The following is a 24,959-nucleotide window of genomic DNA, read 5'->3' as shown; positions in this document are numbered from 1 at the left end:
CGGAAACGTGCAGTCACTGGCTCACGCCTGAATCATTTCCCGCACCTTCGCTGTCAACAAATCAAAGGTAAATGGCTTGGTGATCAGTTGCATTCCAGGATCAAGGAAGCCACCGCGCACCGCCGCGTGTTCGGCATAACCGGTGATGAACAGGACCTTGAGCTGAGGGCGGATCTGCCGACCAATTTCCGCCATTTGCCGGCCGTTCATGCCCGGCAGGCCAACGTCGCTGATGAGCAAGTCGATACGCTGGTCGGACTCGATGATCGGCAGTGCTGTGTCCGCATCACCGGCCTCGACAAAGGCGTAACCCAACTCTTTGAGCACGGCGCTGACCAGCACGCGTACCGCCGGGTCATCCTCGACGATCAATACCGTTTCACCCGCATTGGCATAGGGCGTCAACGCAGGATTGAGGTATTCCGGCGCCTGCATTTCACCGACAAAACGCGGCAGGAACAGGCTTACCGTGGTGCCTTTGCCCACTTCGCTGTGGATGGTGACGTGGCCATGGGACTGGCGGGCAAAGCCATAGATCATCGATAACCCCAGGCCTGTGCCCTGGCCGATGGGCTTGGTGGTAAAAAACGGATCGAACACGCGTCCCATCAGGTGCTCTGGAATGCCGCAGCCGGTATCGCTGACGCTCAGCTCTACATAGTCGCCGGGCTTCAAAGTGCCGTAGGCCGCAGTAAACACGTTGTCCAGGTGGCGGTTGGAGGTTTCAACCACCAACTTGCCGCCGCCCGGCATGGCGTCGCGCGCGTTGATCACCAGGTTGAGCAGGGCGCTTTCGAGTTGATTGGGGTCAGCTTCGGCGGTCCAGAGCTGAGCGTCCAGGCGCATGTCGAGGGCAATGCTTTCGTTGATGCTGCGTTGCAGCAGCTCACCCATGGAGGTCACCAGTTGGTTGATCCCCACGGGCTTGGAATCCAGCGATTGGCGACGGGAGAACGCCAACAGGCGATGGGTCAACCCGGCCGCGCGGTTGGCCGAGGTCACGCCCAGGTCGATAAGGCCATCCAAGTCATCGAGCTTGCCGCGCGCAATGCGCCGTCGCAGCAGCTCCAGGCTGCCGATAATCCCGGTGAGCATGTTGTTGAAGTCATGCGCGATGCCGCCGGTCAATTGACCCACGGCCTCCATCTTCTGCGATTGGCGCAAGGCTTCTTCATTGCTGCGCAGTTGCGCGGTGCGCTCCTCGACTTGCTGCTCAAGGGTTTCCATGGTGCGTTGCAGGCGCAGTTCACTCTCGCTCAAGTCAATCAAGCGGTCGCGGGCGTCGTACTGCCGGCGTCGGCCGCGCAGGGCCGCGCTCACCAGGCTGATCAAAGTGACGGGATGAAAGGGGCGCTCCAGAAAGGTCACGTTGCCCAGCAGCCCGCTCAAGTGCGACGAACCGTTCTGCTCGCTGCCGCCGTGATGGGTCATCAGCACGATCGGCAAGTCGGACCACGCCGGCTGCTGATGCAGGTGCTCCAGCAACGGCTCCAGATCCACGCCGCGCAACGCTTCCGCCGCGATCACCAACAAGCCGGCGCCTTCTTCCAGCAATTCGCACAGGTTTGCCAGGTTGCTGGCAACAATGCCGCTGTAGCCAGCTTCATTCAGCATCATCAGCGCCAGTGAGCCGTCGCGACCCATTGGCGCCAGGATAATCGCGCGCTCGGAGGCAGAGGAAACGCTGATCACGATCCCTCTTCCTTGAGCAAAGGTGAGCCGCTGCCGTTGAATGTCGGAATGCCGCGCAGCACGCCCTGGAAGTTGTCGAGCGGCTCGCCCACCGTCATGCCACGGCTGCCAATGCGGTACTCGCGAATCGTCGACTCATGCGTGCCGGTGCGTTTTTTGATGATCGAAATGGCCCGGCGCACTTTGCCCAGTGCTTCGAAGTAACGCAGCAAAATCACGGTATCGGCCAGGTAGGTAATGTCGACGGGCGCCTGCATGTCACCGACCAGCCCATGCTGGGCGACGGTCATGAACGTGGCGGCACCCCGGCGATTGAGGTACAGCAGCAGTTCGTGCATGTGCAGGATCAGCGCGTTTTCTTCCGGCATGGCCGCCTGGTAGCCGTTGATGCTGTCGATGACCACGGTTTTGATCCCGCGCTCGTCAACACAACGGCGCACTCGGTGCGAGAACTCGCCGGGCGACAACTCGGCCGCGTCCACTTGCTCAATGAGCAGGTTGCCGGTGTCCTGCAGGGCGGCGAGATCGATGCCCATGTTTTTCATGCGCTCGAACAACAACCCCAGTTCTTCGTCGAAGATAAACAGCGCCGCTTTCTCGCCACGGGCCACAGCCGCTGCGGCGAAGATCATGGAAATCAGGGATTTACCGGTGCCCGCTGGGCCAAGAATCAAGCTGCTGGAGCCGGTTTCGACGCCGCCGCCCATCAGCCTGTCCAGTTCGACAATGCCGCTGCTCAGGGTCTGGCGGACATACCCGCCGCGATGCTCGGCCGCGACCAAGCGCGGGAATACATGCACGCCGTCGCCCATGATGGTGAAGTCGTGAAAGCCGCCGCGGTATTTTTGGCCACGGTATTTCACCACCCGCACGCGGCGGCGTTCGGCGCCGTAGTTGGGGGTCAGTTCTTCCAGGCGGATCACGCCGTGCGCCACGCTGTGTACGGTTTTATCCAGAGATTCGGTGGTCAGGTCATCCAGCAGCAGCACGGTGGCGTCGTAGCGCACGAAGTAATGCTTGATTGCCAGGATCTGCCGACGATAACGCAGTGAGCTTTGCGCGAGCAGACGGATCTCCGAAAGGCTGTCGATGACCACGCGGGTCGGCTTGACCCGCTCCACCACTTCAAAAATCTGCCGCGTGGCTTCGCCCAGCTCCAGGTCGGAGGAGTACAGCAGGCTTTGTTGATGATTGGCGTCGAGCAGGCTCTCTGGCGGGGTCAGCTCAAAGATGTGGATATTGTCATCCAGGTCCCAACCATGGGACTTGGCACCCTGGCGCAATTCGCGCTCGGTTTCGGAGAGGGTGATGTACAGGGATCGCTCACCGTTTTTCGCGCCGGCCTGCAAAAAATGCAACGCAACGGTGGTTTTGCCCGTGCCGGGTTCGCCTTCCAGCAGGAACAGGTGGCTGCGCGATAACCCCCCGGAAAGAATGTCATCAAGACCTTCAATGCCGGTGGCCGCCTTTTCACTGAACAGCTCGTTGGATGTAGACAAGAAGTGCCCTCAGGTCACGTACAAATAGAGGAACGCGCCGCCTCGGACGCGCCATATTCACTTGACCGTGGAGGCCCGTAGCGGTTCAACGTTTCGCGAAAATTGTACAAGCCCCAGTATCGATTACAACTTTTTGCAACGTCCTACAGGCCTTGCTGCAACGCCGGGTCATCCGGGTTCTGTTGCTCAAGTTGCGCAAGCAATACCTGCACGTTTTGCAACTGGCCGCTTTCTTTCCAGTAATTGACCAGCAGCACCCGCGCCTTGCGGTTGGCCGGGTGGCGCTGAATGATGTCTTCGAGCTGACGCTGGGCGGCTTCCAACTCTTCCTGGGCGTGCAGGGTCGTGGCGAGGTCGTAACGGTAATCCTGATTGTCCGGTTCAAGCTCTACCGCTTTGGACAGGCCGAGCAGGGCATACGGGCGCTCGCCATGGTGCAACAGCCACATGCCCAGCGCATGCTGCAGGTAAGCCGAGTCGGGATGGGCCGCCAACTGACGTGCCAGCAGTTGCCGCGATTCATCGGTCTTGCCTTGTTTGTCCAGCAGTTCGATTTGCGCGACCACTGCCTGCAGGTTGTCCGGTTGCAAGCGCATGGCCTGTTCGAGGGCATTTTGTGCGTCCGGCAGCAGCGCACTGTGTATATAGAGGCGCGCCAGTTGAATCCAGCCTTCGGCCGTTTCCGGCTGACCCTTGAGGGTTTTCACAAACTCATCGAGCACTTGCTGCAACGGCCCGAAGTACAGCCCCAGGGTGTCCGGCGACAGACCGAGCAAGGCATTGGCGGCGGCAAAGCGCACCGCCTGTTCGGGATCGTCGAGCACCGGCCCCAGCAACAAGACGCGTTGGCCGCTGGGCACCAGGCCGACAATGCTGTGGATCGCCGCCTCGCGCACCACTGGCGAATCATTGGCCAGGTCTTTGTCGGCGAGCTTCAGCGCCTGCGGGCTTGGGTAGTTGGGCAATTCGGCGTGCAAGGCCGCGCGGCGTTCAGGCGACAGGTCCGGCCGGCCGAGCTGTTGATACAGCACGCGCGCGGCGCCGGGTTCGCCGTTATGCGCCTGCTTCAAGGCTTTGGCGTAACCATGGGCAATCGCCGGCGGCACGGCCACCGGGGTTGAGCGGGAGAAAAACCAGGTGAGCAACACAATCAACAACAGGGCGCACAGGCCGATGATGGAGTAACGGCGTGACTTTGACATGCAGGCGTCCAAAAGCTGGTGGCAGCTAGTGCAAAGCCATCAGCTTCGGTCAGACCACGGCGAGTGTCAAACCCGCATCAGCTCAGCACGTAATCAATGGGTTCCAGGGCCGGCGGCAAGTCGCTGTCGCCCAGAGCGGCAAGGATCTCGCGCTCCAATGTGCGCACGATGGCATTGCACGGCAGGTCGTTTTCATCAAAGCCGAACGGGTCTTCCAGGTCGTCGCCAATTTCGTCCAGGCCAAAGAAGGTGTAGCTGACGATGGCGGTGAACACCGGCGTCAGCCAGCCCAATGGCTCGGCCATGGCAAACGGCAACAGAATGCAGAACAGGTAGATGGTGCGGTGCAGCAGCAGCGTGTAAGGGAAGGGCAGCGGCGTGTGCTTGATCCGCTCGCACGAAGCCTGCACCTGGCTGAGGCTGACCAGTCGGGTTTCCAGCTGGGTGTAGCGCCATTCGCTGATGACGCCTTGCTCGGCCAGCCCGCAAAAGCGCGCGCCCAGTTGTTGCAGCACAGCGTCAGGGAGGTTCGGGTGCGCGCGATCAATGCCGATCCACGGCGTGATGGCGCCGGCCTCGTCTTCATGGCGCAGGCGCGCAATCAGGCCATGGGCAAAACCGCACAAACCCCGCAGTAACCCACTGCGCTCAACCGGGTCAGTCAGCACCTGGGTTTCGCGGATCAGCGAGCGCACATCGATGATCATTTGCCCCAGCTGCTTGCGGCCTTCCCACCAGCGGTCATAGCAGGCGTTGTTGCGAAAGCTCATGAAGATAGACAACGACAAGCCCAGCAAGGTGAACGGCGTGGCGTTGACCTTGGAAAAGTACGCCGGGTGCAGGGTTTCAACCAGCACGATCACCGAGGCCAGCAAGGTCACCAGCAGGCTGCGCAGCGCGATGCGCTTGGCAATCGAGCCCTTGAGGGAAAACAGGATACCCAGGAGGTTGGGTTTGGGACGAACGATCATTGCAGGCAAGCTTCTTCGGTGGCGCAGGCCCCAAGGTTAGAAGCAACCCCGGCGAGCGTCCAATCACTTGAACTGACCGGCTGATCAGCGCGATCAATGATTGGCCAAACCAGTCAGCCAAGTTGAAGGCTTTGACCATTGCTGCTGTAACGCTGCAGAGCGACTATTTCCACGGTTTACGTGCTCAAAAACGTCCTGAAAATAAAAACCACAAGGATTTGAAGCGATGCGTGAGTATTTGGCTGCCACTACCGAGTTTGATTACCAGCACACCGTCGACGCCGCACTGGCCGGCAACCTGCAGGCGCTCAATGCCTGCGTGGAATGCTGCGACCGGCACGCACTGCCGGGCCGCATCGCGCTGTTCTGGGAAGGCAAGGACGGGCGCAGCGCCACGTCCACCTTCACCGACTTGCAGGACCAGGCTGCCCGCTTCGCCAATTTTCTGCTGGCCCAGGGCGTCAAACGCGGCGACAAGGTGGCCGGCCTGCTGCCGCGCACCGCAGAATTGCTGGTGGTGGTGTTCGCCACCTGGCGTATCGGCGCGGTCTATCAGCCGCTGTTTACCGCCTTCGGGCCCAAGGCCATCGAGCATCGCTTGAGCAGCTCCGGCGCCGCGCTGGTGGTCACCGACGCGGTGAACCGGCCCAAGCTTGTGGACGTGGAAGGTTGCCCGACTATCGTCACCGTCGCCGGGCCCAAAGGCGAAGGCATCGTGCGCGGCGACTACAGCTTCTGGGCCGAATTGCCGAATTACGCCAACGCCTGCGAGCCGGTGATGCTGGACGGTGACGCGCCGTTTCTGCTGATGTTCACCTCGGGCACCACCGGCCCGTCGAAAGCCCTGTCGGTGCCGCTCAAGGCCATCGTTGCCTTTCAGCGCTACACCCGTGACGCAGTAGACCTTCGCCCCGAAGACGCCTTCTGGAACTTTGCCGACCCGGGTTGGGCTTACGGCATCTATTTTGGCGTGACCGGGCCGTTGTCCATGGGCCACCCGATCACCTTTTACGATGGGCCGTTCACCCTGGAGAGCACCTGCCGGGTGATCAACAAGTACGGCATCACCAACCTGACGGGCTCGCCGACCGCGTACCGCCTGCTGATTGCCGGCGGCGAGCAGTTCGCCCGCGCGATCAAGGGCAAGCTGCGCATTGTCAGCAGCGCCGGCGAACCCCTGAACCCGGAAGTGATCCGCTGGTTCGCCGATAACCTGGGCGTGACCATCCACGACCACTATGGCCAGACCGAACTGGGCATGGTGCTGTGCAACCACCACGGCCTGGCGCATCCGGTGCATGTCGGCTCAGCCGGGTTTGCCTCGCCGGGGCACCGCATCGTGGTGCTCGATGACAACCATCAGGAACTGCCCGCCGGCCAGCCGGGCATTCTCGCCATTGACCGCGAACAGTCGCCGATGTGCTGGTTTGCCGGTTACGACGGCGTGAAGACCAAGGCCTTTGTCGGCAAGTACTACCTCAGCGGCGACACCGTGGAGCTGAACCCGGATGGCAGCACCAGTTTTGTCGGGCGCAGTGATGACGTGATCACCACCTCTGGCTACCGCGTCGGGCCCTTCGACGTGGAAAGCGCCTTGGTCGAGCACCCGGCCGTGGTCGAAGCCGCGGTGGTCGGCAAGCCGTGCCCGGAACGCACCGAGCTGGTGAAAGCCTTTGTGGTGATCAACGAGCAATACCGCGCCACGCCTGAGCTGGCCGAAGAGCTGCGCCTGCACGTGCGCAAGCGCCTCGCCGCGCATGCCTACCCGCGAGAAATCGAATTTGTCAGCGACTTGCCGAAAACCCCGAGCGGCAAGCTGCAACGTTTTATTTTGCGTAATCAGGAAATCGCCAAGGCTCAAGCAGCCTTGGCGTGATCCCTTTCAAAGGAAATCAAGATGCAGATTGAAAACAAGGTATTCCTGGTCAGCGGCGGCGCTTCGGGCCTCGGCGCGGCCACCGCTGACATGCTGGTAGCCGCCGGCGCCAAGGTGATGCTGGTGGACCTCAACGCCGAAGCCGTCGCGGCCAAGGCCCGGCAGTTGGGCGATAACGCCCGCAGCGCGGTGGCGGACATCAGCCAGGAAGCCGCTGCCGAAGCGGCCGTGCAAGCCGCCGTCGCTGCGTTCGGCGGTTTGCATGGGTTGGTGAACTGCGCTGGTGTGGTGCGTGGCGAAAAAATCCTCGGCAAGAACGGCCCGCACGCGCTGGCAAGCTTTGCCCACGTGATCAACGTCAACCTGGTCGGCAGCTTCAACCTGCTGCGCCTGGCCGCCGCCGCCATCGCTGAAACCGAGGCGAATGCCGACGGCGAGCGCGGCGTGATCATCAATACCGCGTCGGTGGCCGCCTTTGACGGGCAGATCGGCCAGGCGGCGTATGCCGCGTCCAAAGGCGCCATCGCCAGCCTGACGCTGCCTGCCGCTCGCGAACTGGCGCGCTTCGGCATCCGGGTCATGACCATCGCCCCGGGCATTTTCGAAACGCCGATGATGGCCGGCATGACCCCAGAGGTGCGCGATTCCCTGGCCGCCGGCGTGCCATTCCCGCCACGCCTGGGCAAACCGGCCGAGTACGCCGCGCTGGTGCGGCACATCATTGAAAACAGCATGCTTAATGGCGAGGTCATCCGTCTCGACGGCGCCTTGCGCATGGCCGCCAAGTAAGGAGAATTTTTCATGCACGATCCGATTGTTATCGTCAGCGCCGTCCGCACGCCCATGGGCGGCTTCCAGGGCGACCTCAAGGGCCTGACTGCGCCGCAACTGGGGGCCGCCGCGATTCGCGCCGCCGTCGAGCGCGCCGGCATCGCCCCGGACGCGGTGGATGAAGTGCTGTTTGGCTGCGTATTGCCCGCAGGTCTCGGCCAGGCGCCTGCGCGTCAGGCGGCATTGGGCGCCGGGCTGGACAAGGCCACGCGCTGCACCACGCTGAACAAAATGTGTGGTTCGGGCATGGAGGCGACCATTCTCGCCCACGACTCACTGCTGGCCGGCAGCGTCGAGGTAGTGGTGGCCGGTGGCATGGAAAGCATGTCCAACGCGCCGTACCTGCTGGACCGCGCGCGCAGCGGCTATCGCATGGGCCACGGCAAGGTGCTCGACCACATGTTCCTCGACGGCCTCGAAGACGCTTACGACAAGGGCCGCCTGATGGGCACCTTTGCCGAAGACTGTGCCGAGCACAACGGCTTTACCCGTGAAGCCCAGGATGCCTTCGCCATCGCCTCGCTGACCCGTGCCCAAGAGGCAATCACCCACGGCAGCTTCGCCGCCGAAATCGTCCCGGTGCAGGTCACCGTCGGTAAAGAGCAAAAAACCATCCTGCATGACGAACAGCCCCCCAAAGCCAAGCTGGACAAGATCGCCAGCCTGAAACCGGCCTTCCGCGAAGGCGGTACGGTGACGGCGGCCAACTCCAGTTCGATCTCCGACGGCGCGGCGGCGCTGATGCTGATGCGTCAGTCTGAAGCGCAAAAGCGTGGGCTCAAGCCGCTGGCAATCATCCATGGGCACGCGGCGTTCGCCGACGAGCCGGGGCTGTTTCCGGTGGCGCCGGTGGGGGCGATTCGCAAGCTGATGAGCAAGACCGGCTGGCACCTTGGCGACGTGGATTTGTTCGAGATCAACGAAGCCTTTGCGGTGGTCAGCCTGGTGACCATGAGCAAGCTGGAAATCCCCCACAGCAAGGTCAACATCCACGGCGGCGCCTGCGCGCTGGGGCATCCGATCGGCGCTTCGGGCGCGCGCATCCTGGTGACCTTGCTCTCGGCGCTGCGCCAGAAAGGCCTCAAGCGCGGCGTTGCGGCCATTTGTATTGGCGGCGGTGAAGCCACGGCCATGGCCGTCGAATGCGTGTATTAAGGACTTTTTATGCTGCCCAATGACGAACAACTGCAAATCAGCGACGCGGCCCGGCAATTTGCCCAGGAGCGCTTGAAACCTTTCGCTGCCGAGTGGGACCGCGAGCACCGCTTTCCCAAGCAAGCCATTGGCGAAATGGCCGAGCTGGGCTTTTTCGGCATGCTGGTGCCGGAACAGTGGGGCGGTTGCGACACCGGCTACCTGGCCTATGCGATGGCGCTGGAAGAAATCGCCGCCGGTGACGGCGCCTGCTCGACCATCATGAGCGTGCACAACTCGGTGGGCTGCGTGCCGATTCTGAAATTCGGCAACGATCAGCAGAAAGAACAGTTCCTCAAGCCGCTGGCCAGCGGTGCCATGCTCGGCGCCTTTGCGCTGACCGAACCGCAGGCCGGTTCCGATGCCAGCAGCCTGAAAACTCGCGCGCGCCTGGACGGCGATCACTACGTGCTCAATGGCTGCAAACAGTTCATCACCTCCGGGCAGAACGCCGGGATCGTGATTGTGTTTGCGGTCACCGACCCGGCCGCCGGCAAGCGCGGGATCAGCGCGTTTATCGTGCCCACCGATTCCCCCGGTTACACCGTGGCGCGGGTCGAAGACAAGCTCGGCCAGCATGCGTCCGACACCTGCCAGATTCTGTTTGAAGACGTGAAGGTGCCGGTCGCCAACCGATTGGGCGAGGAGGGCGAAGGCTACAAGATCGCCCTGGCCAACCTTGAAGGCGGCCGCGTCGGCATCGCTTCGCAATCGGTGGGCATGGCGCGTGCGGCATTTGAAGCCGCGCGTGACTATGCACGCGAGCGCGAAAGCTTCGGCAAAACCTTGATCGAACACCAGGCCGTGGCGTTTCGCCTGGCGGACATGGCCACGCAAATTGCCGTCGCCCGGCAGATGGTGCATTACGCCGCTGCCCTGCGCGACAGCGGCAAGCCAGCCTTGGTCGAGGCCTCGATGGCCAAGTTGTTCGCCTCGGAAATGGCCGAAAAAGTCTGCTCGGCCGCCTTGCAAACCTTGGGCGGTTACGGTTACCTGAGCGACTTTCCCTTGGAGCGGATCTACCGCGATGTGCGGGTCTGCCAGATTTACGAAGGCACCAGCGATATCCAGCGCATGGTCATCTCACGCAATCTTTAAGGAGCCATTACATGAGTTACGAAACCATTTTGCTCGAGGTCCAGGACCGCGTCGGGCTGATTACCCTTAATCGCCCGCAAGCCCTGAACGCCTTGAATGCGCAACTGGTCAGCGAGTTGAACCAGGCGCTGGACAGCCTGGAAGCCAACCCGCAAATCGGCTGCATCGTGCTGACCGGCTCGAAAAAAGCCTTCGCCGCCGGTGCCGATATCAAGGAAATGGCCGAGCTGACCTACCCTCAGATTTACCTGGACGACCTGTTCAGCGACAGCGACCGCGTGGCCAACCGCCGCAAGCCGATCATTGCCGCCGTCAACGGCTTTGCCTTGGGCGGCGGCTGTGAGCTGGCGTTGATGTGCGACTTCATCCTCGCGGGCGACGGCGCCAAGTTCGGCCAGCCGGAAATTAACCTCGGCGTGCTGCCGGGCATGGGCGGCACCCAGCGCCTGACCCGCGCGGTGGGCAAGGCCAAGGCCATGGAAATGTGCCTGACCGGGCGCTTTATCGATGCGGTGGAAGCCGAGCGTTGCGGGATCGTGGCGCGTATCGTGCCGGCGGATGAGCTGCTCGAAGAGGCGCTGAAGGTGGCGACGCTGATCGCCGGCAAATCCGTGCCGATCAGCATGATGGTCAAGGAAAGCGTGAACCGCGCGTTTGAAGTAAGCCTTTCCGAAGGCGTGCGCTTTGAGCGCCGGGTGTTCCATGCGGCGTTTGCAACGCAGGATCAGAAGGAAGGGATGGCAGCGTTTGTGGCCAAGCGCGCGCCGGAGTTCAAAGATAAGTAACCGGCTTTAGGACTGCTGAAACGCAACTGGTGGGAGCGGGCTTGCTCGCGAATGCGCTGGATCAGTCGATACATTCGCTGACTGATACGCCGTATTCGCGGGCAAGCCCGCTCCCACTTTGGTTTTGCGGCGTGTTGATTAGCCTGGTGAGCGCTTGATGTGGGAGCTGGCTTGCCTGCGATAGCCTCACCTCGGTCCGGCACGTGAACCGAGGTGCCTGCATCGCCGGCAGGCCAGCGCCTACACAGCCGGTATTGGCTTAGAGCTGGTAGTTTTTCAGCTCGCGCGCGATCACCATCCGCTGAATCTCGCTGGTGCCCTCGTAAATCTGCGTGATCCGCGCGTCCCGGTAGTAACGCTCCACCGGATAATCCTCCAGATACCCATACCCACCGTGAATCTGCATCGCGGAGGAGCAGACCTTTTCGGCCATTTCCGAGGCGAACAGCTTGGCCTGGGACGCCTCCGACAGGCACGGCTTGCCGGCACTGCGCAAGCGCGCGGCGTGCAGGATCAGCAACCGTGCGGCATTCAGGCGGGTTTGCATGTCGGCCAGCAGGTTGGCGACACTCTGGTGCTCGATAATCGCCTGGTTGAACTGCACGCGATCGCGCGCATACGCCAGCGCCGCCTCAAAGGCCGCGCGGGCGATGCCCAGGGCCTGGGCAGCAATGCCGATGCGCCCGCCCTCGAGGTTGGACAGGGCAATGGCCAAGCCTTTGCCACGCTCACCGAGCAAATTGGCTTCGGGCACCGTGCACTGGTTGAGGGTGACGGCGCAGGTATCCGACGCGCGAATGCCCATCTTGTGTTCTGTGCGGTCAACCACGAACCCTGGCGTACTGGTGGGCACCAGGAACGCGGAAATGCCGCGTTTGCCCAAATCCGGATCCGTCACCGCAAACACAATGGCCAGCTTGGCGCGTTTGCCGTTGCTGACAAACTGCTTGGCGCCATTGATCACCCACTGGCCATCGCGCAGTTCGGCGCGTGTGCGCAGGTTATGGGCTTCGGAACCCGCCTGGGGTTCGGTCAGGCAAAAACAGCCGATGGCCTGGCCACTGGCAAGGTCGGGCAGCCAGGTTTCTTTCTGCGCTTGTGTGCCGTAGTTGAGGATTGGCCCGCAACCGACTGAATTATGGATACTCATCAGGGCGCCGGTGGCGCCGTCGCCGGCCGAGATTTCTTCGACCGCCAGGGCGTAGGCGACGTAATCGACATAGGTGCCGCCCCATTCTTCGGGCACCACCATCCCCAGCAGGCCCAGTTCGCCCATCTTGGCGACCAGGGCATCATTGATCCAACCGGCTTTCTCCCACGCTTGGGCATGGGGCGCGATTTCACCGCGGGCAAAGTCGCGCGCCATGTCGCGAATCATCACTTGTTCTTCAGTGTATTCAATATCTTGCATGGCTTATCTCCCAAACTGCTTGAAGTCGTGGAAGAAGCTCTCCACATGGCTGGCGTCCAGTTCGTGGATCGTGGCTGGCCGCCAGCGCGGCGTTTTGTCCTTGTCGATGATCAACGCGCGCACCCCTTCGATCAGGTCGCCGCGCTCGAACCACTGGCGATCCAGGTGCAATTCCAGCGCGAAGCACTGCTCCAGCGGCAGGCGGCGGCCACGGCGCAGCATTTCCAGGCTAACGGCCATCGCCAGCGGTGAGCGGGTCTGCATCAGGGCGACGGTGTTCAGCGCCCACTCATGGGTGTCGGCGACGGTGACTTGCTGCAACTGCTCGACGATGCTTGGCACGTCCGGCAGGGCGAAGAAATGGTCGATAGCCGGGCGCAATGCTGCCAGCGGCGCGTCGGGCAATTGCTGGACGGCCAGTTTGGCGAGCACGCCTTGCAAGTCCTTGAGCGGCGAGTCCTGCCATTGCAGGCGGTCGAGTTTCTGGTCCAGGTCAGTGAGCCGGGTGCTCTCCAGATACCAGTCCGCCAACCCGCAATACAACGCGTCGGCCGCGCGGATCTGTACGCCGGTGACGCCCAGGTAAATCCCCACCTCGCCGGGTATGCGCGGCAGGAAGTAGCTACCGCCCACATCCGGAAAATATCCAATGGCCGTTTCCGGCATCGCCAGGCGGCTGCGCTCGGTGACCACGCGCAGATCAGCGCCTTGCACCAGGCCCATGCCGCCGCCGAGCACGAACCCGTCCATCAACGCCAGGACGGGTTTGCGGTAATGGTGGAGGGCCAGGTCGAGGGCGTACTCCTCGACGAAGAAGTCGGCGTGCAGGCTGTCGCCGTTCTTGAAGCTGTCGTACAGCGAACGGATGTCGCCACCGGCGCAAAAGGCTTTTTCGCCAGCGCCGCGCAGCACCACGGCGTAGACCTGCGGGTCATCCGCCCAGGCCTGTAACTGCGCCGTCAGGCTGCGAACCATGTCCAGGGTGATGGCATTCAAGCCAGCGGGGCGATTGAGGGTGAGGTGGCCAATGTGGTTGCGAACGTCGGCCAGCACTTCGTCCTGAAGAATTTCGGCGCGGCTTGCTTCGGATGAAACCTGAGCAGTCATCTGTAACTCCCTGCTTTTATTGTTCTTTATCAAGATGTTCGCGGAGGAACTATCTCGCGATCGTACCAGTGCAAATTTGCCCAGTACAACCCGGAATCATGCAGGTCGTTTTTGCATTTATGCACGCAGGCTCAGGCGGCGCGACGGGCCAGTACTTCGCCGATGCTGCGGCGTCTTGCGTGGCCTTCTGCGGCATGGATCAACTGTTCGAGCTCGCTCGGTTGCACATCGTAAAACTGCTCCATCTCGGCCAGCGCCAGCTTCAAGTCGGCCGCCGTGATTGCCGGGTCTGTTGGGGCCGCCGCACTGCCAATGACCGCCGCAGGCGACTCGACCGCACCCCTGGGATAGCGCGTGCGCGTGGCGTTGTTATACGCCAATGCACACGTCAGCAGCGCGCCCGCGCCGAGCATGACCGGCGCCAGTTCCTGCCATCCAAGGGCCATGGAGGCCGGGTCTGCCAGTACCAGCGTCATCGCCAGGCCACCGGCCGGCGGGTGCAGGCAACGCAGCCAGCAAATCAGGATAACGGTCATGCCCGCCGCCAGGCACGCGCTGCCCAGCGTACGCCCCAATACACGGGCGACCAGCAGTGCCACCACGCCCGCGCACAAATAGCTGCCGATGATCGACCAGGGTTGAGCCAGCGCACCGGAAGACACCGCAAACAGCAACACAGCCGAGGCACCGAGCGGGCCGAGCAGGTGCAGCGCGACCTGCATGCCAAACACTTGGGCGCACAGCCAGACACTGAACAGCGTGCCCAAGGCCATGCCGATCGCGGCACGGCTCCATTCAGCAGGGCGGGTATTGATTGCAGCAGGTAACCAACGGGTAAGCATTCAAAGGGTCCTGAACGTGCGGGCGAAAAAAAAGGCTTGCCTGGTTGCCCGGAAAAGCCCTTGAAAGTTCCAACGTTTGGGGAGGAACCTGCACAGTGTGCCGACCTTTGCTGATGGGCTCCACTGCATATTAATGAGGGTTGAGTGCAAGTTTATTGAACTCAAATCGCTTTGCGTGAGCTTAAATGACTTCGCCGAAAGGAATCAGGCGCGTCATCTGCGCAAAGGGTGGGCTGATATGGCCCAGTACGCGCCTGTCGATTTCTTCATTGAACAGCTGTTTTTGCAGGTTTTCCCGCAGTGTCAGGTCGCTGGCCAGCGGCCCCTTCAACGCCACCAGGGCGTCGCGCAGTGCCATCAACCGATCCAGCTTCGGCACGGGAATTGACATCGGATCTTCCGCCACGGCATTGCCCTCGTATGCGTAAGCCGCCGTGTGTATGGGCAGCCTACTGCGTCCTTGTTATCCAGGGTGCGCCAGCCTCGAGCTGGCGAGATAAGCCACACGTTGGGGCTGTAATGGGTTACCGCACCTGGCAAACGAGTCTACATTTGGGTTCCAGGCGCCGGAAGACAAAGTGCACCAGCCATTACGCATAGCTGTGTAGGTGCTTTCTCGGTTGCAGCAACGAAAACGCCCACTCTTGTTGAAGTGGGCGTCGTCTTGTACACGGGGCCAATACTGCGATCAGGGCGCCGGGGTTTTCTCCAGATGCAGCAACACATAAGGGTCTTTGTCGAACTCCCCGGTGAGCGTCGGCGTAACCGATTTCAAGCGCGGATCCTGCAGGTTTTCGAAATCCTGCGCGCTCATCACCAGCCAGGCAGGCCCTTGCAGCGGCGCCAGGTCCGCTGAGGAATGGGTAAACAACGGCACCTTGTCACAGTTGAAGTTGACCATGAACTTGATGGCTTTCGCATCCTTGCCCAACCCGTGCAGTACCACAGGCGCCGGCTGCTGCGTGATCTGGTCTTTGACCGCAAGGGTGAAGGTGCGCGTGTCGTAAAGCGCACGCTCCAAGGGTTCAACCACCACGATGTAAGTCGTCCAGAGCGCCAGCACCGCAGCGAAGGCCGGCCCCGTCGCGCGTAACCGCACGTTGAAGACCGCCAGCAGCGCCACTACCTGAAGCACGCCCAGTACGCCGAAGATCACCCCCAGGCTGCCCAGTTGCTCTGCGTAACGTCGGCGCGCTACCACCAGCCCGACGGCCAGCAGTGCCGGCATCAGCGTCCAGATGCCCAGCATCAAGGCGCGCAGCCCTGCAAACAGCCGCCCCTGGGTGACCTGGAACGGGTAGGCCGCCAGGATCGCCGCCATCGGCAACATCGGCAGGATGTAGCGCGCCTTTTTTGCCTGAGGCACCGACAAGCCCAGCATCACCAGCAACCCGGCCGCTGCGCAATACAACACCAGCTGCAAGGCCGGGTCTGGCGTGCGGCGCCCGCCGATGGCCACCGCCACCAGCACCAACAGTGCCAGTGGATAGGCCAGGGCGTAATTGCCCAGGGAGCTGGTGAAGTAATACAGCGCGCCGCTGGAACCTTCGGTGCCATCCATGCGCCCCAGGAACTGCATGCGGATCACGTCCTGCATGAAGTCCTCGCCACCGCTGAGCTTGGCCAGCAGCAGCAACAGGCCCACACAGGCCGCCAGCAGCGCCAGGGCAATCAGGCCGAAGGTGAACAGTTGGCGCCACTGCCGGTTGAGCAAGTAATAGCTGCACAGCACGCCCGTTGGAATTACCAGGCCGATCGGCCCACGGATGGCGAAGCCGATGATCAGCAACAGGAACAACCAGTGCAGGCGTTTCGGGCTGGCGAAATGATCATGCGCATAACCCAGGTAAAACACCGCCAAGGCTACCGCCGCGAGCATCTGGTCGAGGGACACCGCCCGGGTTTCACTGATGAACGTGCTGCTGAGCAGCAACATCGCAATACTCAGCAGGCCCCAACGCACGGAGTAGGGCGCCGTCAGCCGATACACCAGCACCACGATCAGCGCCGAAGCGATGGCCGTGGGCAACCAGGCGGTCAAGCTGGTGACCTGGCCCAGGGGCAACGAGAACAGCCACGTCAACACGGTCGAGGTGGCCAGGTAATCGGCGTAGGGCTGCCCGTAGGTCGTGGGGAAAAAACTCGGCCCATGACGCAGCATTTCCTGGGCAAACACCACGAAGCGCGAGTCAAACCCGATAATCGCCTGGTGCCAGTTGCCGGCAATAAACAGCACCAGCGCCAGGAGCCCAAGCCCCAGCGACTGGTGACGGATCGTTGCAGTGAGCAGGGGCGGATAAGCTTTGTTCACGTATCAGGCTTCCTTGACCTGCTCTACCCAGTTTTGCTGAGGGATCGGCAGTTCACACGAGTCGCCACGGCCCATCGGGAAGTACTTGAAGCCTTTGCGTGCCAGGCGTTCGCCGTCATACAGGTTGCGACCGTCGAAGATCACCGGGTTTTTCAGGCGAGCGTGGATCAGGTCGAAATCCGGCGCCTTGAACTGCTGCCATTCGGTGCAGACGATCAGCGCATCGGCGCCGCTCAAGGCCGATTCCGGTGTGCCCAGCAGCGTCAGGCGTGACTCGTCGCCGTAGATGCGCTGGGTTTCCTGCATGGCTTCCGGGTCAAATGCACGGACATTGGCGCCCGCGGCCCACAAGGCTTCCATCAGCACGCGGCTCGGTGCATCGCGCATGTCATCGGTGTTGGGCTTGAATGCCAGGCCCCACAAGGCAAAGGTCTTGCCCTGCAGGTTGCCCTTGAAGTAAGCGTTGATGCGCTCGAACAGCTTGCTCTTCTGGCGCTGGTTGATGGCTTCCACGGCTTCCAGCAAGTCACTGGAGCAGTTGGCTTGCTTGGCGCTGTGGATCAAGGCGCGCATGTCCTTGGGGAAGCAGGAGCCGCCGTAGCCGCAACCGGGATAGATGAAGTGGTAACCGATCCGCGAGTCGGCACCGATGCCCAGGCGCACGGCTTCGATGTCCGCGCCCAGGTGTTCGGCCAGCTCGGCGATCTGGTTGATAAAGCTGATCTTGGTCGCCAGCATGCAGTTGGCGGCGTATTTGGTCAGTTCGGCGCTGCGCAGGTCCATGAAGATGATGCGGTCATGGTTGCGGTTGAACGGCGCGTAGAGGTCGCGCATCACTTCACGCACTTCCTCGCGCTCGCAGCCGATGATGATGCGGTCCGGACGGCGGCAGTCGGCAACGGCCGAGCCTTCCTTGAGAAATTCCGGGTTGGAGACGATATCGAACTCCAGGTGCCGGCCGGCAGTGCGCAGGTTCTTTTCGATGTGCGCACGCAGGGTGTCGCCGGTGCCGACGGGAACGGTGGATTTTTCCACCAGGATCACCGGCTCCACGCGGTGGCGGGACACGGCATCACCCACCGACAGCACGTATTTGAGGTCGGCCGAGCCGTCTTCATCCGACGGCGTGCCCACGGCAATAAACAGCACTTCACCGTGTTCGACCGCGAGCTTTTCATCGAAGGTGAAGTGCAGGCGCCCGCTTTCCAGGTTTTCCTTGACCATGGCCGCAAGCCCCGGCTCGAAGATGGTCACATGGCCTTTCTGGAGCGACTCGACCTTGCTCTTGTCCACGTCCATGCAGATCACATCGTGACCGACTTCGGCCAATACGGTGGCCTGCACCAGACCGACGTAACCGCTACCAAATACACTGATTTTCATGGGGCATTCCTGGGGCTTGCAACGCTAGCACGACGAGAGTTAATAACCAGAACACCGAGGATGACCAACGCCACCCCCAGGGTTTTTGAAAGCGAAAAAGCTTCGTTGAACACCGGCAGGCTGGCGGCCAGCAGGTAGACCAACGCGTAGCTGATGCTGAGCAGCGAATAGGCGCGGCCCAGCGGCAAGTGCTTGAGTGCGCCGAGCCAGCAGAGCATCGACAGCGCATAGGCGATGATCGCCAGGATCACCACGCCCAAGGCGCCAAGGTCGATGGCATTGCTGTTGAACGCGTTCAGCCAGTCGGCTGGCAGCGGCAGGCGCGTCATGCTCCAGCGCATGCCCAATTGGGCGGCGCTGACCAGGCCGACACTGCCAAGGGCCAGGGCAAAGCCTTGAGCCCGGCTCATACGTGACGCCCCAGCAACACCACACCGCCGATCACCAGCGCCACGCCCAGCCAGTGCCGGCCGTCGATGTGTTCATGAAAAACAAAGCGTGCCATCAGCGTGACCAGTACAAAATTCAGGCTGAGCATCGGGTAGGCGATGCCCACTTCCAGGCGCTGCAGCACCAGCAGCCAGACCAACAGGCCCAGGCCCAGGCACACCAGCGCCGACCACAGCCACGGCGAGCGCAATTTGGGCGCCCAACCGTCTGGCTGGTCGCGCCAGCTTTCGACAGCAAACTTTTGCGAGACTTGGCCCATGCACGTCAGCAGGCATGCGCCCAGCAATAGAAGCAGGGTGATCATTGCGCGGCCTGTGGGAAAATCAGGATCACAATGTTGCCTTGCTCATAGCGTTTACCGTCCTTGGGCAGCAGGTTGACTTCGGCGACTTCATCGTCACCCTTGACCCGCATGACCACACCGACAGAACCTTTCTTGCGCGCCTCGCTCATCCATTGCTGGACTTCGTTGGTGTCGATCCTGCGGTGCGCGGTGTCCGGGTAGGCGATGCCGTATTTCACTTCGCCGACCGTGTTGTAGAGGCTGACGTCCGGACGCCCCATGCGCCACGACAGCGCCGATGCCGCGCCAAGGTCATTGCTGAGCAGGGAGGCAGTGGGTTGCAGTTCGTCCAGGTGATCGATGATGAACTGGTCCGGGGTCTTGTTGTAAACCACCGAATGCGGCAACGCGGCGGGCACCAATGCCACCAGCAACCAGCTGCCGATCACCGGCGCGGCCCACAGCTTCAGCGGTCGCGCCGCCTGGAGCAGGTTGACCACGATCCAGCCGAACAGGAAGGTGAACAGCAGCACCAGGCTGAAGGTTTCTTCGCCGTGTTCATACACGGGCTTTTTCAGTTGGAACCAGCTGAGCGCCAGCACCGCCAGAACACCCAGCGCCAGGTTCAACCCGCCGTTGATGCGCAATGCGCGGTCGTGGCCCAGGGCAAGCTTGTCGCTCAGGGTCGAGCCCATCAACAAGGCCAACGGCAGCAGGCACGGCATGATGTAAGACGGCAGCTTGCCTTTGGCCAGGCTGAAAAACGCCAGGGGCATCAGCAGCCACAGCAACAGGTAGGCAGTCTGCGGCACGCGCTTTTGCAGCCACGCCTGTTTGATCGTGGACGGCAACAGGGCAATCCACGGCAACGAGAACGCGACCATCAGCGGCAGGTAGAACCAGAACGGCTCGGCGTGCTGGGCGTCGTCACCGGCAAAACGCTGGATATGTTCGTGCCAGAAGAAGAAGTTCCAGTAATCCGGCTCTTGCAGGTGCACGGCCAGCGCCCAGGGCAGGCTGACGATAATGGCGACGACCACGGCAACCACGCCGTACCCGAGCAGCTCACGAAAACGCTTGTGCCAGATCGCATAGGGCAGGGCGATCAACACAGGCAGCAACCAGGCCAGAAACCCCTTGGTCATGAACCCCATGCCGCAGGCAAAACCCAGCAACGCCCAGGACCACAGGCGGCTCTGGCGGGTGTGGCTGTCAAAGCAGAACCACAGCGCAACGCCGGTCAGGTTGACCCAGAAGGTGAATTGCGGGTCCAGGTTGGCGTAGCCACCCAGCAAGGCCACGCTGACAAAGCTCATGTACAGCACGGTGCTGATCAGGCTTTTTTGCGGGTCATTCCACAAGCGGCGCGACACCAGGTAAACCAGCACAATGCTCAGCCCGGTGCTCAAGGCCGAGGCAAAGCGCACGCCGAACAGGTTCTGACCGAAGATCGCCTGGCCCAGCGCGATCATCCAGTAGCCGGCAGCGGGTTTCTCGAAGTAGCGGATGCCCATGAAATGCGGCGAGGCCCATTTGCCGGTCAGCAACATTTCCTGGCTGATCTGCGCGTAACGGGTCTCATCGGGAATCCACAAGCCGTGGCTGGCCAGCGGTAACAGGTAAAACACACCAAACGCCAACAGGAGCAGGGGCAATGCCCAGCGCCGGATCATGCCTGTTGCACTCCGAGCCAACCCTCGCGGCCGCTCAACGCGCCGCGCACCAGGTGTTGCTGGGGCAGGGTGGTCACATCCGCAGGCAGCAGCTCGCCCAGGGGTTGGAAGTCGATGCCGCGCTGCCCGGCCTGGGCAAGCAACTGGCGAAAATCATCAGCCATCAGAATCCCTTCTACTTCTGCGTGGATCGTGTAGACGTTCAGCTTCGACGCGCTAAACCGGTCAAGAATGAAGCTGTTGAAGTCTTTGGCAGCCACTACCGGCCCGACGACTTCGTCGAAGGTCGGCAGGTCTACCGGAATTTGTGGGGTGCCCGCACTGCCATCGGCCAAGGTCGGACGAAACAGGCTGGTGCCCCGGCAATCGCTGTTGTAGCGAAAATTGAACGCTTGTTTGGCTTGCACCACACGCTCATCGGCACGCCAACCGGCGGCAGCTGAACAGTCGATGCGTTCACCCAGGATGTCGCTCAGGGTGTCAACGCCACGACGGATCTGCTCGATGAGTTGTGCCTCGCTCCAGCGCCCGGTGTTGGCCTGCCAGCCGTGGTGATCCCACGCGTGCAGGCCGACTTCATGGCCGGCGGCCTTGGCCTGGCGCATCAAGTGCCCCAGGTCACGGCCAATCGGTTTGCCCGGCCAGGCGGTGCCGGCCAGCAAGATATCCCAGCCATACAGCCCGGCGGCATTGGAACGCAGCATCTTCCACAGAAATTGCGGGCGGATCAGGCGCCACAAGTGGCGCCCCATGTTGTCCGGCCCAACGCTGAAGAAGAACGTCGCTTTAACCCCGGCTTCATCCAGGGATTCGAGCAACCGCGGCACACCTTCACGGGTGCCACGGTAGGTGTCGACGTCAATGCGCAAGCCTGCCTTCATTACTTCTTGTCCGCGATTTCGAGCATGGCTTCTTTGAGGAAGAAGTCCAGGGTGTTGCCGATGGTTTCGCTCATCTCAACGGTAGGCTCCCAGTTCAGCAGGCGCTTGGCGTTTTCGATGCTTGGCTTGCGGTGTGCCACGTCCTGGTAACCGGTGCCGTAGAACGCCTTGCTCTCTACATCGCGGAAACCGGCGAACGGCGGGAAGTTGCTGCGCAGCGGGTGAGCTTCGAACTGACGCAGCAGTTCTTCGCCCAACTGACGGATGCTGGCTTCGTTTTCCGGGTTACCGATGTTGATGATCTGACCGTTGCAGTTGTCATTGTCGTTATCAATGATGCGCGCAAGGGCTTCGATGCCGTCGGCGATGTCAGTGAAGCAGCGCTTCTGCTCGCCACCGTCGAACAGACGGATCGGCGTGCCTTCCACCAGGTTGAGGATCAACTGGGTGATGGCGCGGGAGCTGCCGATACGCGCAGAGTCCAGACGGTCAAGGCGCGGGCCCATCCAGTTGAACGGACGGAACAGGGTGAACTTCAGGCCTTTGTCGCCGTAAGCCCAGATCACGCGGTCCAGCAGTTGCTTGGAGACCGAGTAGATCCAGCGTTGCTTGTTGACTGGACCGACGACCAGGTTGGAGGTGTCTTCGTCGAAGTACTGGTCTTGGCACATGCCATAGACTTCGGAGGTCGACGGGAAGATCACGCGCTTGTTGTACTTGACGCAGTAGCGAACCAGTTTCAGGTTCTCTTCGAAGTCCAGTTCGAACACACGCAGCGGGTTGCGGGTGTATTCGATCGGCGTGGCGATGGCCACCAGCGGCAGGACCACGTCGCACTTCTTGATGTGGTACTCGATCCACTCGGAGTGAATGCTGATGTCGCCTTCCACGTAATGGAAGTTCGGGTGGCTGCGCAGGCGCTCGATGGCGTCGGAGCCGATGTCCAGGCCGTAGATTTCGTAACGGTCGTCACGCAGCAGGCGCTCGGACAGGTGGTTACCGATGAAGCCGTTCACACCCAGGATCAGTACACGGGTACGGCGTGGCTTGCGGCCGGACTCGGCGCCGCGCAGCACGGAACCGTCCACCAGGCCCAGCTCATCGGCCAGGGAAGGGCCGGCCAGGTACAGGCCGTTTTCGTTACGCTGGCCGAACTTGACCACCAGCGAGTCTTCGCCGCAGGCGATGCGCAGCGGGTTGACGCTGATTACGCGGCCTGGGGCCAGGCCTTCGTTGCCCTTGACCACTTCAGCGTGCCAAACGATCAGTTTGTGCTCGCCCACAGCGCAGAAGGCGCCCGGGTACGGTTGGGTGACGGCGCGAACCAGGTTGAACAGCTCTTCAGCCGGCTTTTTCCAGTCCAGCTTGCCATCGGCAGCCGTGCGACGGCCGAAGTAGGTGGCCTTGGTTTCGTCCTGTGCGGTTTCAGCCAGTTTGCCCTGGGCCAGTTGCGGCAGTGCGTCGCGCAGCAGGCTGGTGGCGGCGTCACGCAGCTTGGCGTGCAGGGTCAGGCCGGTGTCGGTACGGTCGATGACGACTTTCTGCTGGGCCAGGATCGGGCCGGCATCGGCGCGTTTGACCATACGGTGCAGGGTCACGCCGGTTTCGGTTTCGCCGTTGACCAGCACCCAGTTGGCCGGTGCACGGCCACGGTATTGCGGCAGCAGGGAGCCGTGCAGGTTGAATGCGCCTTTTTTGGCGGTGGCCAGCAAGGCTTCGCTGAGCAGGTTGCGGTAGTAGAACGAGAAGATGAAATCCGGGTTCAGCTTGGCGATGCGCTCGATCCACAGCGGGTGGTTGGCGTCTTCCGGTGCGTGCACCGGGATGCCGTTGCGGGCGCAGAGTTGGGCGACGGAACCGTAGAAATTGTTTTCCTTGGGGTCGTCGGCATGGGTGAACACGGCAGCAATGTCGTAGCCGGCGGTCAGCAGGGCTTCAATGCCTGCACAGCCAATATCGTGGTAAGCGAAGACAACAGCTTTTGAATTCATGACGAAACCTGATCGGAAGGAGAAGTAGAAGTGGAGGTATGGGAGGACACCAGGCCGTCAACAACGACCACGGGTGCCGGTGCTGCCGGTTGGTTGCGCAGCACTTTTTCAATAAAAAAACGGGGGCGGGCGCGCACATCGCTGTACATGCGACCCAGGTATTCACCCAGCAGGCCCATGCCGATGAACTGGCCACCGGTGAACACGAACAGCACCGCGAACAGCACGAACATGCCATCGCCGGCCCACTGAGCACCAAAGGCCAGGCGCAGGACGACCAGCGCAAAGGCGAACAGCACGCCCAGGGCGGCCAGGCTGAAACCGACAATCGACAGCAGGCGCAGCGGCGTGGTGGTCATGCACGTCAGCAGGTCGAACATCAGGCTGATCAGGCGCATGGCGCTGTATTTGGATTCGCCGTGCTCACGCTCAGCGTGATGCACCAGAATTTCCGTGGTGTGGCGGGCAAAACCGTTGGCCAGGATCGGGATAAAGGTGCTGCGCTCGCGGCAGGCAAGCATGGCGTCGACGATGGTGCGTCGGTAAGCGCGCAGCATGCAGCCGTAGTCGGTCATGGCCACGCCGGTGGAGCGTTGCACGGCCAGGTTGATCAGGCGCGAGGGCCAGCGGCGGAAGGCCGAGTCCTGGCGGTTGTTGCGTACGGTGGCGACCACGTCGTAGCCCAGGGCGGCTTGCTCGACGAGGCGCGGGATTTCTTCCGGCGGGTTTTGCAGGTCGGCGTCGAGGGTAATCACCACCTCACCACGGCACTGCTCGAAGCCGGCCATGATCGCGGCATGCTGGCCGTAGTTACGGTTGAGGATCACCGCCACTACATGGCTGCCTTCTTGCGCGGCAGCGTCTTCCAGCAATTGGGCCGAGTTGTCGCGACTACCATCATCCACCAGGATGATTTCGTATTCGTAGGCCAGTTGCTTGCAGGCTGCGCTTGTGCGACGCAGCAATTCAGGCAGGCTCTCTTGTTCGTTGTAGACCGGGATGACGATCGACACGCAATGAATAGGGTAGGGTTTCAAAGATTCATGACCTCGGGGCTAGAGCAGGTTGGCGCGTGAAAACAGCAGTCATCAGCGGCTGAAGGTTCAGAAAACTGATTAAACATAGCGTGGGTTTGCGGTGTTCATTCGACCTTCCTGAGACTGGCAATAATTTCTTCCATGGGCAAGCGTAGTAAAGACGAAATGTCTCAAAGGTAAAGCGTAATCAACAAGTTAGTTCGATAACACGCGCCTCGTTCTCAAGTCCTGGGGCCAAGATTAAGCGGAAAAATGTTGAACGAATATGAAAGGCGGATGAAAAACTCGTTTATTTGACAGGTAGACAGCTAGGGTTCAGCTAACTAACTGAGGCGCCAGGGGATACCTTGAACAGGTAAAACCGCGGCGTTTTTTGCAGCTTGCAGTGTGCCGCCTGTTTTATTCAACAAACTTCTCTGCATTGCCCCTCAAGTGCCGGTAA

The 24,959-nt window shown here is 61.6% G+C and carries 21 protein-coding genes; 5 read left to right on the top strand and 16 right to left on the bottom strand.

All coding sequences use genetic code 11. From position 1 onward, the window contains the following. Positions 1-21: 21 nt before the first annotated feature. The 4 genes from FPT15_RS11015 to FPT15_RS11000 form a co-directional block, all read right to left on the bottom strand. Positions 22-1,644: an ATP-binding protein gene (locus FPT15_RS11015; protein WP_372241467.1), complete on the bottom strand. Its 1,623-nt coding sequence runs from the start codon at positions 1,642-1,644 to the stop codon at positions 22-24. Positions 1,645-1,688: 44 nt separating this feature from the next. After that, on the bottom strand, positions 1,689-3,191 hold the full coding sequence (locus FPT15_RS11010) for an ATPase domain-containing protein (RefSeq protein WP_145160825.1): 1,503 nt from the start codon (positions 3,189-3,191) through the stop codon (positions 1,689-1,691). Between the two features lie 143 nt (positions 3,192-3,334). After that, positions 3,335-4,393: a tetratricopeptide repeat protein gene (locus FPT15_RS11005; RefSeq protein WP_145160823.1), complete on the bottom strand. Its 1,059-nt coding sequence runs from the start codon at positions 4,391-4,393 to the stop codon at positions 3,335-3,337. A 77-nt stretch (positions 4,394-4,470) separates the two neighbouring features. Further along, a complete protein-coding gene (locus FPT15_RS11000; protein ID WP_145160821.1) occupies positions 4,471-5,364 on the bottom strand; it encodes a bestrophin family protein in 894 nt (297 codons plus the stop codon). Positions 5,365-5,590: 226 nt separating this feature from the next. Between FPT15_RS11000 and FPT15_RS10995 the strand changes: the two genes are divergently transcribed. The 5 genes from FPT15_RS10995 to FPT15_RS10975 are packed head-to-tail and all read left to right on the top strand — an operon-like array spanning position 5,591 to position 11,148. After that, a complete protein-coding gene (locus FPT15_RS10995; protein ID WP_145160819.1) occupies positions 5,591-7,240 on the top strand; it encodes an AMP-binding protein in 1,650 nt (549 codons plus the stop codon). 21 nt (positions 7,241-7,261) lie between these two features. Then, complete coding sequence (locus FPT15_RS10990; protein ID WP_145160817.1) at positions 7,262-8,029, top strand: SDR family NAD(P)-dependent oxidoreductase; 768 nt, start codon at positions 7,262-7,264, stop codon at positions 8,027-8,029. Between the two features lie 12 nt (positions 8,030-8,041). Beyond that, positions 8,042-9,226 carry an acetyl-CoA C-acyltransferase gene (locus tag FPT15_RS10985; protein ID WP_145160815.1) on the top strand — a complete coding sequence of 395 codons (1,185 nt, stop codon included), beginning with the start codon at positions 8,042-8,044 and terminating at the stop codon, positions 9,224-9,226. 9 nt (positions 9,227-9,235) lie between these two features. Continuing rightward, entirely contained in the window at positions 9,236-10,363 is a 1,128-nt protein-coding gene (locus FPT15_RS10980) for an acyl-CoA dehydrogenase (RefSeq protein WP_145160813.1), read from the top strand. Between the two features lie 11 nt (positions 10,364-10,374). Then, on the top strand, positions 10,375-11,148 hold the full coding sequence (locus FPT15_RS10975) for an enoyl-CoA hydratase (protein ID WP_145160811.1): 774 nt from the start codon (positions 10,375-10,377) through the stop codon (positions 11,146-11,148). 259 nt (positions 11,149-11,407) lie between these two features. On the opposite strand, the gene FPT15_RS10970 is transcribed toward FPT15_RS10975, so the two are convergent. The 12 genes from FPT15_RS10970 to arnC form a co-directional block, all read right to left on the bottom strand. Further along, positions 11,408-12,559, bottom strand: coding sequence for an acyl-CoA dehydrogenase family protein (locus FPT15_RS10970; protein WP_145160810.1), 1,152 nt, complete (start codon positions 12,557-12,559; stop codon positions 11,408-11,410). A 3-nt stretch (positions 12,560-12,562) separates the two neighbouring features. Further along, positions 12,563-13,666, bottom strand: coding sequence for an enoyl-CoA hydratase/isomerase family protein (locus tag FPT15_RS10965; RefSeq protein WP_145160807.1), 1,104 nt, complete (start codon positions 13,664-13,666; stop codon positions 12,563-12,565). A 131-nt stretch (positions 13,667-13,797) separates the two neighbouring features. Continuing rightward, positions 13,798-14,508: an HPP family protein gene (locus FPT15_RS10960; RefSeq protein WP_145160805.1), complete on the bottom strand. Its 711-nt coding sequence runs from the start codon at positions 14,506-14,508 to the stop codon at positions 13,798-13,800. A gap of 181 nt (positions 14,509-14,689) precedes the next feature. After that, positions 14,690-14,899 (bottom strand): type VI secretion system contractile sheath small subunit, encoded by a 210-nt coding sequence (locus FPT15_RS10955; RefSeq protein WP_145160803.1) that lies wholly within the window; start codon positions 14,897-14,899, stop codon positions 14,690-14,692. A gap of 297 nt (positions 14,900-15,196) precedes the next feature. Further along, positions 15,197-16,819: a glycosyltransferase family 39 protein gene (locus FPT15_RS10950; RefSeq protein ID WP_145160801.1), complete on the bottom strand. Its 1,623-nt coding sequence runs from the start codon at positions 16,817-16,819 to the stop codon at positions 15,197-15,199. Between the two features lie 3 nt (positions 16,820-16,822). Then, entirely contained in the window at positions 16,823-18,202 is a 1,380-nt protein-coding gene (locus FPT15_RS10945) for a UDP-glucose/GDP-mannose dehydrogenase family protein (RefSeq protein WP_145160799.1), read from the bottom strand. Further along, positions 18,199-18,612, bottom strand: coding sequence for a 4-amino-4-deoxy-L-arabinose-phosphoundecaprenol flippase subunit ArnF (arnF, locus tag FPT15_RS10940; protein WP_145160797.1), 414 nt, complete (start codon positions 18,610-18,612; stop codon positions 18,199-18,201). Before arnF ends, FPT15_RS10945 begins: the two co-directional genes overlap by 4 nt. After that, positions 18,609-18,956 (bottom strand): 4-amino-4-deoxy-L-arabinose-phosphoundecaprenol flippase subunit ArnE, encoded by a 348-nt coding sequence (gene arnE / locus FPT15_RS10935; RefSeq protein ID WP_056860014.1) that lies wholly within the window; start codon positions 18,954-18,956, stop codon positions 18,609-18,611. Before arnE ends, arnF begins: the two co-directional genes overlap by 4 nt. Next, the gene (gene arnT / locus FPT15_RS10930) at positions 18,953-20,608 is read right to left on the bottom strand and encodes a lipid IV(A) 4-amino-4-deoxy-L-arabinosyltransferase (protein WP_145160795.1); all 1,656 of its coding nucleotides are present in this window, start codon (positions 20,606-20,608) and stop codon (positions 18,953-18,955) included. Before arnT ends, arnE begins: the two co-directional genes overlap by 4 nt. Beyond that, positions 20,605-21,489 carry a 4-deoxy-4-formamido-L-arabinose-phosphoundecaprenol deformylase gene (arnD, locus tag FPT15_RS10925; protein WP_145160792.1) on the bottom strand — a complete coding sequence of 295 codons (885 nt, stop codon included), beginning with the start codon at positions 21,487-21,489 and terminating at the stop codon, positions 20,605-20,607. Before arnD ends, arnT begins: the two co-directional genes overlap by 4 nt. Then, on the bottom strand, positions 21,489-23,480 hold the full coding sequence (gene arnA / locus FPT15_RS10920; protein WP_119740370.1) for a bifunctional UDP-4-amino-4-deoxy-L-arabinose formyltransferase/UDP-glucuronic acid oxidase ArnA: 1,992 nt from the start codon (positions 23,478-23,480) through the stop codon (positions 21,489-21,491). The genes arnD and arnA overlap by 1 nt, the downstream gene beginning before the upstream one ends. Continuing rightward, positions 23,477-24,517: an undecaprenyl-phosphate 4-deoxy-4-formamido-L-arabinose transferase gene (gene arnC / locus FPT15_RS10915; RefSeq protein ID WP_145160790.1), complete on the bottom strand. Its 1,041-nt coding sequence runs from the start codon at positions 24,515-24,517 to the stop codon at positions 23,477-23,479. The genes arnA and arnC overlap by 4 nt, the downstream gene beginning before the upstream one ends. Positions 24,518-24,959: the final 442 nt, after the last annotated feature.

The sequence above is a fragment of the Pseudomonas sp. RGB genome (genome assembly GCF_007713445.1).
Lineage (GTDB): Bacteria > Pseudomonadota > Gammaproteobacteria > Pseudomonadales > Pseudomonadaceae > Aquipseudomonas.
The sequence above is the reverse complement of the archived record's forward strand: the minus strand, read 5'-3'. Positions and strand labels throughout refer to the sequence as shown.